This is a genomic window from Massilia forsythiae (genome assembly GCF_012849555.1).
In the GTDB taxonomy this organism is placed as follows: domain Bacteria; phylum Pseudomonadota; class Gammaproteobacteria; order Burkholderiales; family Burkholderiaceae_D; genus Telluria; species Telluria forsythiae.
Genome location: NZ_CP051685.1, coordinates 110,957 through 125,838, shown reverse-complemented (window position 1 = coordinate 125,838; position 14,882 = coordinate 110,957). Strand labels below are relative to the sequence as shown.

The 14,882-nt window shown below is 66.8% G+C and carries 11 protein-coding genes; 3 read left to right on the top strand and 8 right to left on the bottom strand.

Features of this window, described 5'->3' with window-relative positions; all coding sequences use genetic code 11:
- Positions 1–30 precede the first annotated feature (30 nt).
- Complete coding sequence (locus tag HH212_RS00610) at positions 31–726, top strand: class I SAM-dependent methyltransferase (RefSeq protein WP_169433626.1); 696 nt, start codon at positions 31–33, stop codon at positions 724–726.
- A gap of 111 nt (positions 727–837) precedes the next feature.
- Here the strand turns inward: HH212_RS00610 and HH212_RS00605 are convergent, their stop codons facing one another.
- The 4 genes from HH212_RS00605 to HH212_RS00590 form a co-directional block, all read right to left on the bottom strand.
- Positions 838–1,887, bottom strand: coding sequence for a porin (locus tag HH212_RS00605; protein ID WP_169433625.1), 1,050 nt, complete (start codon positions 1,885–1,887; stop codon positions 838–840).
- 148 nt (positions 1,888–2,035) lie between these two features.
- On the bottom strand, positions 2,036–3,271 hold the full coding sequence (locus HH212_RS00600) for a PAS domain-containing sensor histidine kinase (protein ID WP_169433624.1): 1,236 nt from the start codon (positions 3,269–3,271) through the stop codon (positions 2,036–2,038).
- A gap of 97 nt (positions 3,272–3,368) precedes the next feature.
- A complete protein-coding gene (locus HH212_RS00595) occupies positions 3,369–4,178 on the bottom strand; it encodes a LytR/AlgR family response regulator transcription factor (protein ID WP_169433623.1) in 810 nt (269 codons plus the stop codon).
- An 82-nt stretch (positions 4,179–4,260) separates the two neighbouring features.
- Positions 4,261–5,697, bottom strand: a complete 1,437-nt coding sequence (locus HH212_RS00590) for a sensor histidine kinase (RefSeq protein WP_169433622.1) — start codon at positions 5,695–5,697, stop codon at positions 4,261–4,263.
- Between the two features lie 278 nt (positions 5,698–5,975).
- On the opposite strand from HH212_RS00590, the gene HH212_RS00585 reads away from it, so the two are divergent.
- Positions 5,976–6,923, top strand: coding sequence for an exopolyphosphatase (locus HH212_RS00585; protein ID WP_169433621.1), 948 nt, complete (start codon positions 5,976–5,978; stop codon positions 6,921–6,923).
- A gap of 66 nt (positions 6,924–6,989) precedes the next feature.
- On the opposite strand, the gene HH212_RS00580 is transcribed toward HH212_RS00585, so the two are convergent.
- The 3 genes from HH212_RS00580 to HH212_RS00570 form a co-directional block, all read right to left on the bottom strand.
- Positions 6,990–9,416, bottom strand: coding sequence for a sensor domain-containing protein (locus HH212_RS00580; protein ID WP_169433620.1), 2,427 nt, complete (start codon positions 9,414–9,416; stop codon positions 6,990–6,992).
- Positions 9,417–9,604: 188 nt separating this feature from the next.
- On the bottom strand, positions 9,605–10,870 hold the full coding sequence (locus tag HH212_RS00575; RefSeq protein WP_169433619.1) for a nitronate monooxygenase: 1,266 nt from the start codon (positions 10,868–10,870) through the stop codon (positions 9,605–9,607).
- A gap of 284 nt (positions 10,871–11,154) precedes the next feature.
- A complete protein-coding gene (locus HH212_RS00570; RefSeq protein ID WP_169433618.1) occupies positions 11,155–11,640 on the bottom strand; it encodes a YajQ family cyclic di-GMP-binding protein in 486 nt (161 codons plus the stop codon).
- Positions 11,641–11,856: 216 nt separating this feature from the next.
- On the opposite strand from HH212_RS00570, the gene murB reads away from it, so the two are divergent.
- Positions 11,857–12,885: a UDP-N-acetylmuramate dehydrogenase gene (gene murB, locus HH212_RS00565; RefSeq protein WP_169433617.1), complete on the top strand. Its 1,029-nt coding sequence runs from the start codon at positions 11,857–11,859 to the stop codon at positions 12,883–12,885.
- 83 nt (positions 12,886–12,968) lie between these two features.
- On the opposite strand, the gene HH212_RS00560 is transcribed toward murB, so the two are convergent.
- Positions 12,969–14,774, bottom strand: a complete 1,806-nt coding sequence (locus HH212_RS00560) for an ABC transporter ATP-binding protein/permease (RefSeq protein WP_169433616.1) — start codon at positions 14,772–14,774, stop codon at positions 12,969–12,971.
- Positions 14,775–14,882: the final 108 nt, after the last annotated feature.

Below are 14,882 nucleotides of genomic sequence, written 5' to 3'. Positions count from 1 at the left end.
ACGCGGGCTCGCAGCAAGACGGAAACAGTCATGAGCAAGACATACCAAGACAAGGACACCGACGCCGTCGCGCGTTTCTATGCGCAGGCGGCCGCCGCCGACGATGCGCGCGAGGAAGATCCCGAGCGTGAAGCCGACCTGGACGAGGTCGCCGACGGCCTGGCGCAACTGGTGGAAGGACAGACGGTGCTGGAACTGGCCTGCGGCAGCGGCCGCTGGACCGAGGCGCTGGCGGAGTCGGCCGCGCACGTGCTGGCGCTGGACATCAACGAAGCGATGCTGGCGCAGGCGCGCGCACGCGAATTGCCCGCCGACCTGGTCACCTGGCGCCAGGCGGATGCGCTGAACCTGCCGGCCGACCTGCTGTCCGGCTTGCCGCCCGGCGTGGAGCCCGTAAAGACCGTGTTCATCGGCTTCTGGTGGTCGCACCTGACGCGCGCCGCCCAGGAGCACCTGCTGGCCGCCCTGCGCGCGCGGGTCGGCAAGGACGTGCAGCTGGTGCTGCTGGACGACGATCAGGTCGAAGGCACCAGCCCGCCGATCGCGCGCACCGATGCCCAGGGCAACACCTACCAGCTCGTCAACGGGGCGGACGGCGAGCGTTTCGAACTGCCGAAGGGCTACCCGACCGACAGCGCGCTGCGCAAGCGCCTGGGCAACGCCGCGCGCGAGATCCGCATCGCGCGCTGGGAGTCGTGCTGGGTGCTGACGTGCCGGTTGAAGTGACTTCGACGACGTTGCCGGCCGATGCGTAGGGTGGACGGCTCGACCGACATCGGTTGAATCCTTGGTTCGCGTGCGCCGTCCACCCTACGCCCACACAGGTACGTTTGCCGCTCAGAACGCGTGCCGGATACCCAGCGACAGCACCGACGGATCGGCGCCGAGCGCGGTCGCGGCCGGGGCCACGGCGGTCGACGACGAGTTCAGGCCGAACACGCCCAGGCGGTTGTTGTTCAGGTCGGCATAGCTGGCATACAGGTTGGTGCGCTTCGACAGCGAATAGGTGTACGCGAGCGCCCAGGCGTTGCCTTTTGCGCCGCCCTGCTTGTTCTGCTGCAGGTTGGCGTACACGCGGTGCGCGCCGAACGGGACCGAGCCGCCCAGGTTGACCTGCTTGAACTTGGCCGGCGTGCCTTCGCGGTCGGCCTGCATCCAGTTGCCCTTGATTTCCAGGCCGCCCAGCGCATCGAACTTGTAGCCGGCGCCGACAGCCGCTTCGCGGTCGTCGTCGGCGCCCACGCGCTTGATCTGGTGGTAGGCGCCGCCCAGGTACAGGCCGCCCAGCGTGTATTCGACGCCGAGGCCGCGCAGGTCGCCCGACGGCGTGTTGACGGCGTTGACTTCGCCGGCGGCATAGGCGGCCAGCAATTTCAGGCCATGCCAGCCGGTGCTCTTGTAGTTGACCGAGTTCGACAGGCGGCGCGTCAGGCGGTTGGTGGTGAAGGCCGACAGGTTGCTGCCGTAGAAGCCCTGGCCGAAGGCGTCGGTGGCGGCGGCGATGGAAGCGATCGGCGAGTATTCGCGGCCGACGGTGACGGCGCCGAAGTCGCCTTCCAGGCCGACCACGGCGCGGCGGCCGAACAGGGCCGAATCGGCTGCGCCGGTGTCGACGGCGACGCCGGCTTCCAGGTTGAAGATGGCTTTCAGGCCATTGCCCAGGTCTTCGGCGCCACGGAAGCCGAAGCGGCTGCTGGATTGGTTGCCCGAGTTGACCACGGTCTGGCGGCCTTCCGGACCGCCGCTGTCTTGCGAGGAAACGGCGGCGTCGACGATGCCGTACAGGGTCACGTTGGTCTGGGCGGCGGCGGGCAGCGAAACGGCGACCAGCGGAAGGGTGGTCAGTGGAGCAGCGGCGAGCAGGGCGGCCAGGCGTTTGACTTGCATTCAGGTTTCTCCAATAAGATGTCGGCACGACGAGAAGAACGCGTCTCCCCGATCGGCAGGCATCTTATCGAACACGTATGTCGGGTTGATGACAAAAGGGAATGTCGTCAACCGGACCCGAATGCGATAGTGAGATTGCAGGACCGGCTCAAACCAGGTGCCCGGCCACCGGCAGCACGATGTCGATGCGCGTCCCGGACGGCTCTTCGGCGCCGATCACGATGTCGCCGTGCATCGCCCATACCCGCTCGCGCATGCCGATCAGGCCCAGCGATTCGGCCTTTTCCATGTCTTCCGGACGGATGCCGCGGCCGTCGTCGCGGATCGTCACCAGCAGTTCGCTGTTCAGGCGAAACAGGTTCATGGTCACGCTGTCGGCATCGGCGTGGCGCGCGATATTGGTCAGCGCTTCCTGCACGATGCGGAAGATGGCGGTGCTGGCGGCGTCGTCCAGGCGCAGCTCGGCTTCGTCGGCCAGCAGGCTGCACGGGATGCCGTAGCGTTCGACGAAGTCGTCGCGCAAGCCCTGCAGGGCGAAATACAGGCCGCCCTCGTCGAGCGCGCGCGGACGCAGGTTGGTGGCGATACGGCGCAGCGAGGTGATCGCCGTCAGCAGGTTCTGCTCCATGCCGTTCATCAGGCGCAAGCTGTCCGAGGGCGTGCCGGCGGTGTGCTGCAGCAGGTTCAGGTCCATGCGCAGCGAGGCCAGCAGCTGGCCGAGGTCGTCGTGCAGTTCGCGCGCGATATGGGTGCGCTCTTCTTCGCGGATGGTCTGCAGCGCCGCCGACAGCTGGCGCAACTGGTCGTGCGAGCGGCTCAGCTGGTCCTGCACGCGCTGGCGTTCCGACACGTCGCGCATGATCACGGTATAGAAGGGCGCGCCGGTATTCGCGCGCGAAATCGAGCCTTCCAGGCGGAAGCGGCTGCCGTCGGCGTGCAGGCCGGTGACCGCGTAGTCGGTGGCGCGCCGCCCGGCGCGGCCGCTGCCGGCGCGGAAATAGTCGGCCGGGCCGTCGGGGACGCCCTCGGCCATGTTGCCGGCCACGCTCTCGTCCACCCCGTCGGGCGCTTCGATGTAGCGTTCCAGCCCGCTGCCGACCATCTGGTCGACGCTGGTGCCGAACAGGGCGGCGGCGGCCGGGTTGGCCATGACGATGGTGTTGGCCAGGTCGGCCGAGATGATGGCCTCGTTGGCGTGGTGGACGATCTGGCGGCTGGCCGGCACGGTTTCTCGCTCCTGCTGGGCGCGCCGCTGCAGCACGCGGCCGGTTGCCAGCCCGCACACGAAGCACGCCGCGGGCACTGCCAGCGGCAGGACGGCGCAGCGGAATGTGGACAGGGCTGTATGCCAGCCGGCGACGCGGGCGCGGCGCGGTCGATTCATGGGGTAGGCTCGGTGAAGAACCCGCCGTGCGGGTCCGTCATCTACCTTACGCGCGCCGCCGCCGGCCGGTTTGAGGCCAGACAACCGGCCGCCGCCCTTACATCTGCTTGAACAGGTGCAGGAAGCTGCGGCTGACCTCGAGCTTGTCGGGTCGGCCCTTGACCAGTACCAGGTGGCGCCCGCGGATATCGCGCGTCACGCCTTCGATGGCGTTGACGTTGACCAGGGTGGCGCGGTGGATCTGCCAGAACAGCGAGGGATCGAGTTCCTCGGCCAGGTCGCGCACCGGCTTGCGGATCAGCGCCTCGAATTTTTCGGTCTGTACGCAGGTATATTTTTCGTCGGAACGGAAGAACAGGATGTCCTCGACCGGGATCATGCGCAGGTCCTGGCCGATGCTGGCCTGGATCCATTGCAGGTACTTCGGCTTGGGCGCGGCGATCTTCTCGGCCAGCTGCGACAGCATGGCGGTGACGGTGTCGCCCAGGTTGGCATTCGCGGCGCCGTCCGGCTTGGCAACCGCGCCGCCGGCCGCGGACTTGGCGCGTTCCTGCAGGCGTTCCTTGAGGCGCTCCACAGTGATCTTCAGGCGCTCCGGCTCGGGCGGTTTCAGCACGTAGTCGATGGCGCCGCGTTCGAACGCTTCCACCGCGTACTGGTCGTAGGCGGTGACGAACACCACCTGGCTGGCGTCGCCGATGTCGCGCGCCGCTTCCATGCCGGTCTTGCCGGGCATGCGGATGTCGAGGAAGGTCAGATCGGGCTGCAATTCGCCCACCAGTTGCACGGCTTCGTCGCCGTTCTTCGCCTCGCCGACGATTTCCAGTTCCGGCCACACCTGGCCCAGGCGGGTGCGCAGCAGGTCGCGCATCAATCTTTCATCGTCGGCAATGATTGCGGTAGGCATGGCGGGAGCGTGTTTTGATTGTGAAGATGCCGATTATTCAACGAAACGCGGCGCCAGGCAATAGGCCGGCGCCGCCGGCGACTCACTTGGGCGCCATCTGGTAGGGCACCTCGATGGTGGCGACCACGCCGCCTGGATCGTTGGCGGAGATGTGCAGCCGGCCGGCGTCGCCATGCAGCAGCTTCAGGCGCTCGCGGATGTTCGACAGGCCCAGGCCGGTGCCCTTGCTCGGCATGACGCCGAAGCCGACGCCGTCGTCGGCCACGGTGACGCGCAGCTTGCTGTCGACGATTTCCGCGGTCACCGCCAGGTGGCCGCCCTCGGGCTTGCATTCCAGGCCGTGCTTGATCGCGTTCTCGACCATCGACTGCAGCATCATCGGCGGGAAGGCCGCGCTGCGCAGGCCGTCCGGCACGTCCATGGACACCACCAGGCGCTCTTCCATGCGCATCTTGAGCAGGTCGAGATAGGCAGTCACCATGTCCACCTCGCGCCCGAGGCGGGTCACTAGGTTGTTGTCGCGCATCTGCGGCAGCACCGCGCGCAGGTACTGGATGAGCGTGCGCTGCATGGCGGAGGCGCGCGGCGGGTCGGTCTCGATCAGGTGTTCCACCGAGGCCAGCGTGTTGAACAGGAAATGCGGCTCGACCTGGGCCTGCATCGCCTGCATGCGCGCTTCGGACAGCTGGCGCTGCATCGATTCGCGCTCGGCGGCGGCGGTGGCGGTCTGCATCTCGGCCTCGGCGCGCTTCTTGCCCCCGACCAGCGCCTTGGTGCCGAACAGGGCCAGCACCAGCAGCCAGACGAAGCTGGTGAACCAGGTCGAGGCCTGCTTGTGGTAGCTCCTGGCCTTGGCTTCGGCGGCATCGTCCACCGCCGTCTCGATCGCGTCCGACAGTTCTTCGCTGATCTGCGGCGGCAGGTCGATGTGGACTTCCTCGTTGCCGCCGCGGCCCCTGGCGCTGGCGACTGCGCCGCTCAGCAGGTTGCGGCCGGTCGCGTTCGCGGGCGGGGAGGGCGGCGTTGGCGGTGCGGGCGGCGCCGGCGCGGCTGCGGCCGCAGTTGCCGCGGCGGCGGCCTGCTCGGCGGAGGCGGCGGCCTGGTGCGCCGCCTCGTCGGCCGCCTTGTGCGCCGCCTCCGCGGCCGCGCCGCCCTCGTTGGCCTTGGCCGCCGCTTCCCGCGCCGCCGCCTCGGCCCTGGCGGCCAGCGCCTTGGCGTCGATGTCGACCGTGCCGGCGCCGCGCGTGCGGCCGCGTTGGTTGATGTGGATGCCGCTGTCGTCGATGGTGATCGCCGGTTCGTCGCGGCGCCCGCCGCGTTCGGTGCGCACGATGTCTTCCTCGCCGCCCGAGAACAATTCATCCTGCAGGATCTGGCCAGCCACCAGCATCAGCGCGGCGAACAGCAGGAACTTCCACCATGACAATTGGGTTACCCAGGTGGCGACCGCGTCGAAGCTGCGCTGCAGCCCGGCGAGGGTGTTCGAAACGACTTGCTGCGATGGATGCCGTGTTTGCATGAAGACAAGCTTGGTGGCGCGTCAAGCGGCGAGTGCAAGGGGCGGGCCGAGGCCACCATCATCTTGCATGCACCGCTTGGTGTTGGAATGTTGCAACTTTAAACCGGCTTGCCGCGCGTGGCCACCCCTTTGCGACAGTCTGCAGGATCGCAGCCCTGGACGGCGGAACGGACGGCCAGGGCGCGGCGATGGCGCCCGGGTTTGCGTTTGATAGATGTCATTGGGAAATATTGGTCGTAGCATGAACGACGTCCTTCCACTACCGAAAGAGGTTGCCGATGTCTGCCGTTGCCCAACGCTACCGTCTCGTCACCCGCAGCGATTTCGACGGCCTGGTCTGCGCCGTCCTGCTCAAGCACCTGGACCTGATCGACGAGATCCTGTTCGTCCACCCGAAGGACATGCAGGATGGGAAGATCGCCATCGGTGCGCGCGATATCACCACCAACCTGCCGTACGTGGCCGGCGCCCACCTGGTGTTCGACCATCACTCGTCGGAAACGCTGCGCAACGGCGCTCACCGCGGCCGCCGCGCCAACCACGTGATCGATCCGCGCGCGCCGTCGGCGGCGCGGGTGGTGTTCGACCATTACGGCGGTGCGCGCGCCTTCCCGTCGGCCTGGCGCGGCATGATGGACGCCGTCGACAAGGCCGACGCCGCGCGCTTCGACCGCGGCGAGGTGCTGGAGCCGCAGGGCTGGACCCTGCTGAATTTCCTGATGGATGCGCGCACCGGCCTGGGCCGCTTCCACGACTTCCGCATCTCGAACTACCAGCTGATGATGGCGCTCATCGATGCCTGCCGCGACCACGATATCGACCGCATCATGGCGCTGCCCGACGTGGCCGAGCGCACCGCCTTGTACCGCGAGCACAATGCCCTGTGCAAGCGCCAGATCGAACGCTGCGTCGCGGTGCACGGCAACCTGGCGGTGCTCGACCTGCGCGAAGAACCGGTGATCTATGCCGGCAACCGTTTCCTGATCTATGCCTTGTTCCCGCAGGCGAACATCTCGATCCACGTGCTGTGGGGCCTCAAGAAGCAGAACACGGTGTTCGCCACCGGCAAATCGATCCTGAACCGCAGTTCGAACACCGATATCGGCGCGCTGATGCTCGAATACGGCGGCGGCGGGCACGAGAACGCCGGCACCTGCCAGGTCGCCAACGAGATGGCGCAAGAGGTGCTCGGCGCGCTGGTCCGGCGCATCACCGGGGAAGGCTGAGCACGGCGGATGCCGGACGCCGGGCGCCGCCCGGCATCCGGCGCGCACGCGCGCAGGCATGCGGCTTCAGGCATGCAGCGCACGCTGGCTCTCCAGGCTGGCGAAGGCCTCGTCGGCCGACAGCGGCTGGCTAAACCACATTCCCTGCAACTGGTCGCAGCCGAGCGACTTCAGGCACTCCATCTGCGGGCGCGTTTCCACCGCTTCCCCGATCACGTCCATGTCCAGGTTGTGGCCGATGTCGATCAGGCTCTTGGCGATGGCGCCGATGGCGCCGCCGCTGCCTTCGCCGAGCGCATGCACGGTGCCGGCGTCGAGCTTGACCTGCCTGGCTTCCAGCTGCTGCAGGTAGCCGAGATCGCACAGCCCGCTGCCGAAGGCATCCACCGACAAGCCCACGCCGTGTTCGCGCAGTTGCGCCGCCAGTTCGCGCCCGAGGGCGGGGTTGCGTACCAGCGCCTCCATGCGCAGGTCGAGCTGCAGGCTGTGCGGCGGCAGCCGGTGCCGTTCCAGCTGCGCCGCCATGTCGGCCACGAAGTTGGGCTGGCTGTATTCGCGGTACGAGACGTTCACCGTCAGCGGCACGCTGCCCGTGCCCAGCCTGCCCAGGCGCGCGGCGAAAGCACAGCCCTGGTCGAGCACGCGCTGGCCGATCTGGACGATCAAGCCGTTTTCTTCCGCTTCGGCCAGGAAGCGGGGCGGCGCCAGTTCGCCCTGCTCGGGATGGCGCCAGCGCAGCAGCGCCTCGAAGCCGGTGATCTTGCCGGACCCGATCGCCACGCGCGGCTGGTACAGCAAAAATAGCTCGTCGTGGTCGAGGGCATGGCGCAGGTCGCGCTCGATCTTGTGCTTGGCCTCGGTGCTCGAGCGCATGTCGGCCGAGAAGAAATGCACGCCGCCCTCAGGATTGCCCTTGCCATGGTACATGGCGACGTCGGCGGCGCGCACCAGCTCGGTCGCCGTGGCGCCGTCGTGCGGATACAGCGATACGCCGAGGCTGGCGCCGACCGCGATCTCGCGGCCATTGAAATTCACCGGGATCGCGAAGCTGGCGCGCACGCGCTCGATCATGCGCAGCGTGTAGCGCAGCGACGGCTGGTTGGCCAGCACCAGCACGAACTCGTCGCCGGACATGCGCGCCACCGTGTCGCTGTCGCGCACCGAGGCCTGCAGGCGCCGCGCCACCACTTTCAATACGACGTCGCCGGCCTCGTGGCCGTGGGTGTCGTTGATCGCCTTAAAATTGTTCAGGTCCAGCAGCACGGTCGCCACCAGCGATTTCTGGCGCTGCGCCAGGTGCAGCGCCTGTTCCAGCCGGTCCCACATCAGGTTGCGGTTGGCCAGGCCGGTGAGGGCGTCGTGGTTGACCTCGTGCTCCAGGTGGGCGGTGCGCTGCTTGAGCGCGGTGACGTCGTTGATCACGCCGATGTAGTGGGTGACCGCGCCATGCTCGTCGCGCACCGGGGTGACGTTCAGGTCGTTCCAGAACAGTTCGCCGTTCTTGCGCAGGTTGCGCAGCACCACATTGACCGCGCGCCGCGCCACGATCGCCTCGCGCAGCAGGGCGCGTTCGTTGAGGTCCATGCCCGGCACCGCCATGAAACGCGGGTCGCGTCCGGTCACTTCGGCGGCCGGATAGCCGGTGATGCGCTCGAAGGCCGGATTGACGTATTCGATCAGGTTGTCCGCCGGACCGCCGCAGCGGGTAATGACGATGCCGTTGCTGGCCGCATGCAGGGCGCGCTCGCGCAGGCGCAGTGTTTCCTCGCGGGTGCGCCGTTCGCTGATGTCGATGCCCATGCCGAACAGGTATTCGTTGCCGTCGCAGCGAACCTTGCTTCCGCATAACAGGAACGGCGTTTCGCGCCCGCTTTTCGAGACGTAGTCGACCTCGAAATTCACCTCCTCGTCGAGGTCGAACACGCGGTGCATGCCCTCGAGCAGCAGTTGGCGCTGCGGCGGATCGAGCAGGTCGGTGGCGTGCGCCGCCGCCAGTTCGTCCGGCATCATTTCGGTGACCCGCTCCAGGTTGCGGTTCCACAGCACGAAGCGGCCTTCCCGGTTGAGCGTGTAAAAATTACCCGGCAACAGGTCGACGATGGAGGCCAGCGGAATGCGCGCCACGCGCGCCGCTTCCGGCATCTCGGGATCGTACTCGGTCTCGACCGCGACGGCGAAATCGCCCGTTGCTGTGCCCTGTTGCGGCGCCAGCACCATGCTCACATGGAAGATGCGGCCCTCGGCGCAGTGCAGGTCGGCCTCGATGCGCAGGTTGGCCGGCGGCGGCTCCGGCGCGTCCGCCTGACGCGCCAGCGCCTGCAGCACAGCCAGCCATGCCTCCTGCCCGCTGGCGATGAGCGTCGTGACGGGAAGGCCGATCACGTCTCCCGCCGGCATGCCGAACAGGCTGGCACAGCCGGCGTTCCAGGTGCTGATATTGCCTGCCATATTTGCCAGGAACACGGCCTGGCCCGGTGTCTCGAAGTCGAACATGTGGCGCTCCCGTACATCGTGAACCCGCGTTGGACAGCGGGACGGCGATTTCGTTCTATTGGGAATGCTGATATCGATTAATTTAAGAGACGAAATCCTAGCGTAGGACGCACATGCGACGACGGCGCGGAAGTCCGCGCCGTCGTCTGGCTATTCCATCCCCGCAACGCGGCCAGTGAAGCAGCCGCTCAGGCCGCCGCCTCCTGCCGCACCGGCAGGGCGATGCGGTTGTCGACGCTGAACTGGTAGTCCTTGAACACATGTTCCGCAGACAGTACCTGGTAGCTGCCGTCGGCCAGCTTGTGGGTCGTATCCTTCAGGCGGTAGGTGGTCGAGCCGCAGGTCCAGCACTTGAAGTTGCGCATGTGGGTGCACAGGCAAGTCTTGTCGAACACCTGCACGTTCTTCTGGCCCGGATTGGCCATGATTTCCCGGTTGTACGAATTGATGTAGGCGCAATTGCCGGTCGCATCCAGCAGATAGCCGTAGGATTCGCAGCCTGGGCGGATGCCGGAACCGATCGCCGGGGTCTGCTTCAGCATGCGCATCGGGTAGCCGGTCGGCGAGACGCCGTTGACGATGATGTCTTCCTCGCTGGCGCGGAAGTATTCCTGCTTGACGTCGTCCGGCAGGCCGCATTCGTGGGTGACGGTAAAGCGGGTCGCCACCTGCACGCCGCCGGCGCCTTTTTCCAGGAAGCCCACGGCATCGGAACCGGTGAAGATGCCGCCGGCGGCGATCAGCGGAATGTCCAGCTGCTCGGCCTTCATGAACGCGTGGATCTCGTCCATGATCGTGTGCAGGTCGTAGTCCTTCCAGTCGTCGATGCCGAAGCCGAGGTGGCCGCCGGCCAAGGGGCCTTCGACCACGATGTAGTCGGGCAGGCGGTTCAGGCGCGACACTTTGCGCAGGAACAGTTGCAGCGCGCGTACCGAGGACACGATGATGCCCAGCTTGGCGTCGCGGAAGCGCGGGTGGTCCTTGACCAGCTCGAACGAGCCGAGATGCAGGCCGGCCGACATCGTGATGCCGTCGATGCCCGCGTCCAGCGCCGCCGACAGGCGCGTGCGCAGGGTTTCCTTGGGCGCGTTCATGGTCAGCTTTTCCATGCAGTTGACGAACACCAGGCCGTCGCCCTTCTTGGCTTCCATGGTGGCGCCCACGTGCAGGCGGGTGGCTTCGGCCAGGCGGTCGAGGTCGAACTGGACCACCGACTTGTCCATGTTGTTGATGTTGAACTTGTACAGCTTGGTCTTTTCCTTGACGAAGCTGGTATCGAACTTGCGGTCCGATACGTCCGGGACCATGGCGTCCGAGATATGGCCGATGCCGCCCAGGCGCGCCACTTCCAGCGCCAGTTCGGACGTCGAAATGTCCACGCCCATGCCGCCGATCATGATGGGCACATACTCCTTGTTGCCCATACGCAGGCGGAAATCATCAACACGTTTCATTGCTATCCTTAGACTACCAGAGTCCGCAAGCGGCCCTCTATCGAGAACTGTTTTATTGCAAAACAACGCCAATGTTCGACGTATTTGCGCATACTCCATTCTACCCTAAGCGGCGAGTCGTCCAAGATGGGCTTTTTGTCCCAATGGCATGCGCAAGCCGCGCCCGTGGCGGTGCCGCGACGCGCCGCCGTATGCGGCGGAAGGAATTGGAACGGAAGAAGGAGATCGGCGCCGGCCGGTCCGCATGGCGGACGCTGCCGGCGCGGGCATGGCGACCGGGAGAATCAGTCGCGGAAGTTGTTGAATTCGAGCGGCAGGTCCTTGACGTCCTTGCGCAGCAGGGCGATGGCTTCCTGCAGGGTGTCGCGGTCCTTGCCGGTGACGCGCACGGTCTCGCCCTGGATCGACGCCTGCACCTTCATCTTGCTTTCCTTGATGAGCTTGGTGATCTTTTTCGCGTCTTCGGTCTCGATGCCGTTGCGCACCTTCAGCACCTGCTTGACCTTGTCGCCGCCGATCTTCTCGACCTTGCCTTCGTCCAGGAAGCGGACGTCGACCTTGCGCTTGGTCATCTTGTTGAGCAACACGTCGCGCACTTGCGCCAGCTGGAAATCGGCGTCGCCGTACAGCGTGATTTCGCGTTCCTTCTGCTCGACGTTGGCCGAGCTGCCCTTGAAATCGAAGCGGGTGCCGATTTCCTTGTTGGATTGCTCGACCGCGTTCTTGACTTCGACCATGTCCGCTTCGCAGACCACATCAAACGATGGCATCGTATTCTTCCTTTTCTTGCATATGGTGAAACCGTTATTTTAGCGGACAACGCGGCGACCGGCCGCCCGGCGCTGTGGTTTCGCCACCGATTTCCAGCGGATTTGCGCTGGCCGGCAAGCGAAGCGCCGGCGGATTGCGCCGGCCGGGCGTGCCCAGCCACTATAATCGTCCGGCCCGGCCGTGCGCCGGAGATCTCCATTCTCATTCGCTTCGCCATGCACCCAGACCTGCCCATCGCCGCCGACGTTTCCCTTGCCACCTTGAACACTTTCCGCATCGATGCACGCGCGCGCCGCTACCTGCGCGTCACCGACGCGCGCCAGCTGGCCGCGGCGCTGGCCGACCCGGAGCTGGCCGCGCTGCCGCGCCTGGTGCTGGGCGGCGGCAGCAACATCCTCTTTACAGGTGATTTCGACGGCCTGGTGCTGCACATGGCGCTGCCCGGCCGCGCGCTCGTCGGCGAGCGGGACGGTCGCGTGCTGGTGCGTGCCGGCGCCGGCGAACACTGGCACGCCTTCGTCGAGTGGACGCTGGCGCAGGGCCTGGGCGGCCTGGAAAACCTGGCCCTGATCCCCGGCACCGTGGGCGCCGCGCCGATCCAGAACGTCGGTGCCTACGGCGCGGAAACGCGCGATACCTTGCATGCGGTGACGGTGTTCGATACCGGCGACAACAGCACACGCGTGCTCGACGCCGCCGCCTGCCGCTTCGGCTACCGCGACAGCGTGTTCAAGCACGCCGAGGGCGCCGGGCTGATCGTGCTGGACGTGACCTTCGCGCTGCCCGAGCGCTGGCAGCCGAATCTGCGCTACGCCGAACTGGCGCAGGCACTGGACGCCGCCGGCATCCATGCGCCGACGCCGCGCCAGGTGGCCGACGCGGTGATCGCGATCCGGCGCCGCAAGCTGCCCGACCCGGCCGAGATCGGCAATGCCGGCAGCTTCTTCAAGAATCCGGTGGTGCCGGCAGAGCAGTGCGCGCGCCTGCTGGCCGCGTTTCCGGACCTGGTGCACCATGCGCAAGCCGACGGCAGCGAAAAGCTGGCCGCCGGCTGGCTCATCGACCAGTGCGGCTGGAAGGGCAGGAACCTGGGACCGGCCGGCGTCTATCCGAAGCAGGCGCTGGTGCTGGTGAACAATGGCGGCGCCGGCGGCGGCGACGTGGTGGCGCTGGCGCGCGCGATCCAGGCCGACGTGGCGCAGCGCTACGGGGTGGCGCTGGAGCCGGAGCCGGTGTTCGTGTAAACGCCGTCCGGCCAAGCTGCAGGTTTTCCGCACACGCCCGCAGACGCGCCGAGGCAGCGGTTCGGCTGCAGGGACCTGGCCGCTTATTGGGCGGCGACCTTCGGTTCCGGATTTCCCGCGGCCACCACCTTCAGTGCCGGCCGCGCCGGCTGGGCGCCGGCGGCGCCGTGCGCATCGGCAGCCGCGCCGTCGAACTGGTAGCCTTCAGCCTCGTGCACCTCCCAGGCGCCGTCGCCGACCAGGCGCAGCACGTGGGTGTGGTGGCGCAGCACCGCCGCCCGGTGCGCGATGCTGATCAGGGTGGTGCCGGTGGCGCGCAGGCGTGCGTACAGCGAGGCTTCGTTGCCGCTGTCGAGCGCGCTGGTCGCTTCGTCCAGGATGACGATGCGCGGCGCGTGCACCAGCACGCGCGCGAAGGCCAGGCGCTGCTGTTCGCCGACCGACAGCAATTTGTCCCAGTCCTGCACCGCGTTCAGGCCGCCCACGCGCGCGGCCACGCGCGGCAGGTGGACCTGGTCCAGGATGTCCAGCAATTGCTCGTCGCTCAGGCTGGAATGCGTGCTCGGGTAGATCAGCTGGCTGCGCAGCGTGCCCGTCTGCAAATAGGGGCGCTGTGGCAGGAAGAAGAAATCCTCGGCCGGCGGATGGTGGATGGTACCGCTGCCGGTATGCCACAGGCCGGCGATGGCGCGCAGCAGCGAGCTCTTGCCGCAACCGCTTTCGCCGGTGATCAACAGCGCCTCGCCCGGCTTCAGGGCCAGGTTCAGTTCCCTGATCAGCACGCGCTCGGACTGCGGCGGATGCAGGGTCACGGCTTCCAGCGCCAGGTGCGCGCCCGGACGGCGCTGGATGCGCGGGTGCGCCTCGGGCGCGACTGGCGCGGGCATGTCGGACGCCGTCTCGGGCAGCACCAGCTTGGACAAGGCGTGCAGGCGGCCGATGCCGGCCACGAAGCGGCTCAGGCTCTCGAAATTGTCGACGATCACGCCCACGGCGCCGAGCACGGCGGTGAAGGCGCCGGCGGCCTGGATCGCCCGGCCCACTTCCAGTTCGCCCGACAGCACGCCGTTGGCCAGGATCATGCCCGGCAACACCAGGGTCAGTTGGCTGAACGTGCGCTGGTACAGGTTCAGGTTGCGCTGCTTCCGGATCAGCTTGACGAAGTTATTGATCGTCTTGTTGAATTTGATGTCGATGTGGGCGCGCTCCTGCGCTTCGCCGCGGTAGAAGGCGATCGATTCGGCGTTTTCGCGCATGCGGATCAGGCTGAAGCGGAAATCCGCCTCGCGCCGCAGCTGCCAGAAATTCAGGTGGATCAGCGGGTTGCCGAAAGCGTACAGGGCGATGACGGTGCCGGCCAGCGCATACACTGCCAGCACGCCCACCAGCAGGTGCGAGATCGACCACAGCACGGCGCTGAAGGCGACCAGCTGCATCATCGAACCCAGGAAGATCAGCAGGAAATTGATCGACCGTCCCGTAAAGGTGTTGATGTCTTCGCTGATGCGCTGGTCGGGATTGTCCATCTCGCTATCGAAGCCGAGCTGGTAGTAATTGCGGCCTTTCAGGTAGCCGTCCAGGAAACGGCCGGTAAGCCAGCGCCGCCACTGGTTGGCGAAGGTGTCGCGCATGTAGTAGTAGGACGCATACACCGGTACCGCGAACGCCAGCGTGAACAGGCAGGCGCGCACCGCCGTCCAGAACCTGTCGCCGTTCTTGCCGGCCAGCGCCGAGGTCATCTCGCCGGCCTGGTTGTTGAGCATGACGGCCAGCTTGGTGTCGACCAGCATCAGGACGATGAGCGACACCATCATCCCCCAGGCTTTGTTCTTTTCCTCGCCCAGCCAGTACGGCTTCGCCACGTTGACGAACTGTTTCCATGCCGCCATCGAGAGGCGGCCGTTACGGCGCTTTTTCTTCGGTGCCGGAGCCCCATCGTTTGCGGCATCGGTGGGGGCGGAATGTGGGGCAGTCATTTTTCAGCGGGAAAGCGTGAG

Excerpts from the sequence above, each read along its gene's own strand:
- HH212_RS00560 (WP_169433616.1), bottom strand. The coding sequence starts at position 14,774 with ATGGCGGCATGGAAACAGTTCGTCAACGTGGCGAAGCCGTACTGGCTG.
- HH212_RS00580 (WP_169433620.1), bottom strand. The coding sequence starts at position 9,416 with ATGTTCGACTTCGAGACACCGGGCCAGGCCGTGTTCCTGGCAAATATG.
- HH212_RS00570 (WP_169433618.1), bottom strand. The coding sequence starts at position 11,640 with ATGCCATCGTTTGATGTGGTCTGCGAAGCGGACATGGTCGAAGTCAAG.
- murB (WP_169433617.1), top strand. The coding sequence starts at position 11,857 with ATGCACCCAGACCTGCCCATCGCCGCCGACGTTTCCCTTGCCACCTTG.
- HH212_RS00590 (WP_169433622.1), bottom strand. The coding sequence starts at position 5,697 with ATGCAAACACGGCATCCATCGCAGCAAGTCGTTTCGAACACCCTCGCC.
- HH212_RS00610 (WP_169433626.1), top strand. The coding sequence starts at position 31 with ATGAGCAAGACATACCAAGACAAGGACACCGACGCCGTCGCGCGTTTC.
- HH212_RS00600 (WP_169433624.1), bottom strand. The coding sequence starts at position 3,271 with ATGAATCGACCGCGCCGCGCCCGCGTCGCCGGCTGGCATACAGCCCTG.
- HH212_RS00575 (WP_169433619.1), bottom strand. The coding sequence starts at position 10,870 with ATGAAACGTGTTGATGATTTCCGCCTGCGTATGGGCAACAAGGAGTAT.
- HH212_RS00585 (WP_169433621.1), top strand. The coding sequence starts at position 5,976 with ATGTCTGCCGTTGCCCAACGCTACCGTCTCGTCACCCGCAGCGATTTC.
- HH212_RS00605 (WP_169433625.1), bottom strand. The coding sequence starts at position 1,887 with ATGCAAGTCAAACGCCTGGCCGCCCTGCTCGCCGCTGCTCCACTGACC.
- HH212_RS00595 (WP_169433623.1), bottom strand. The coding sequence starts at position 4,178 with ATGCCTACCGCAATCATTGCCGACGATGAAAGATTGATGCGCGACCTG.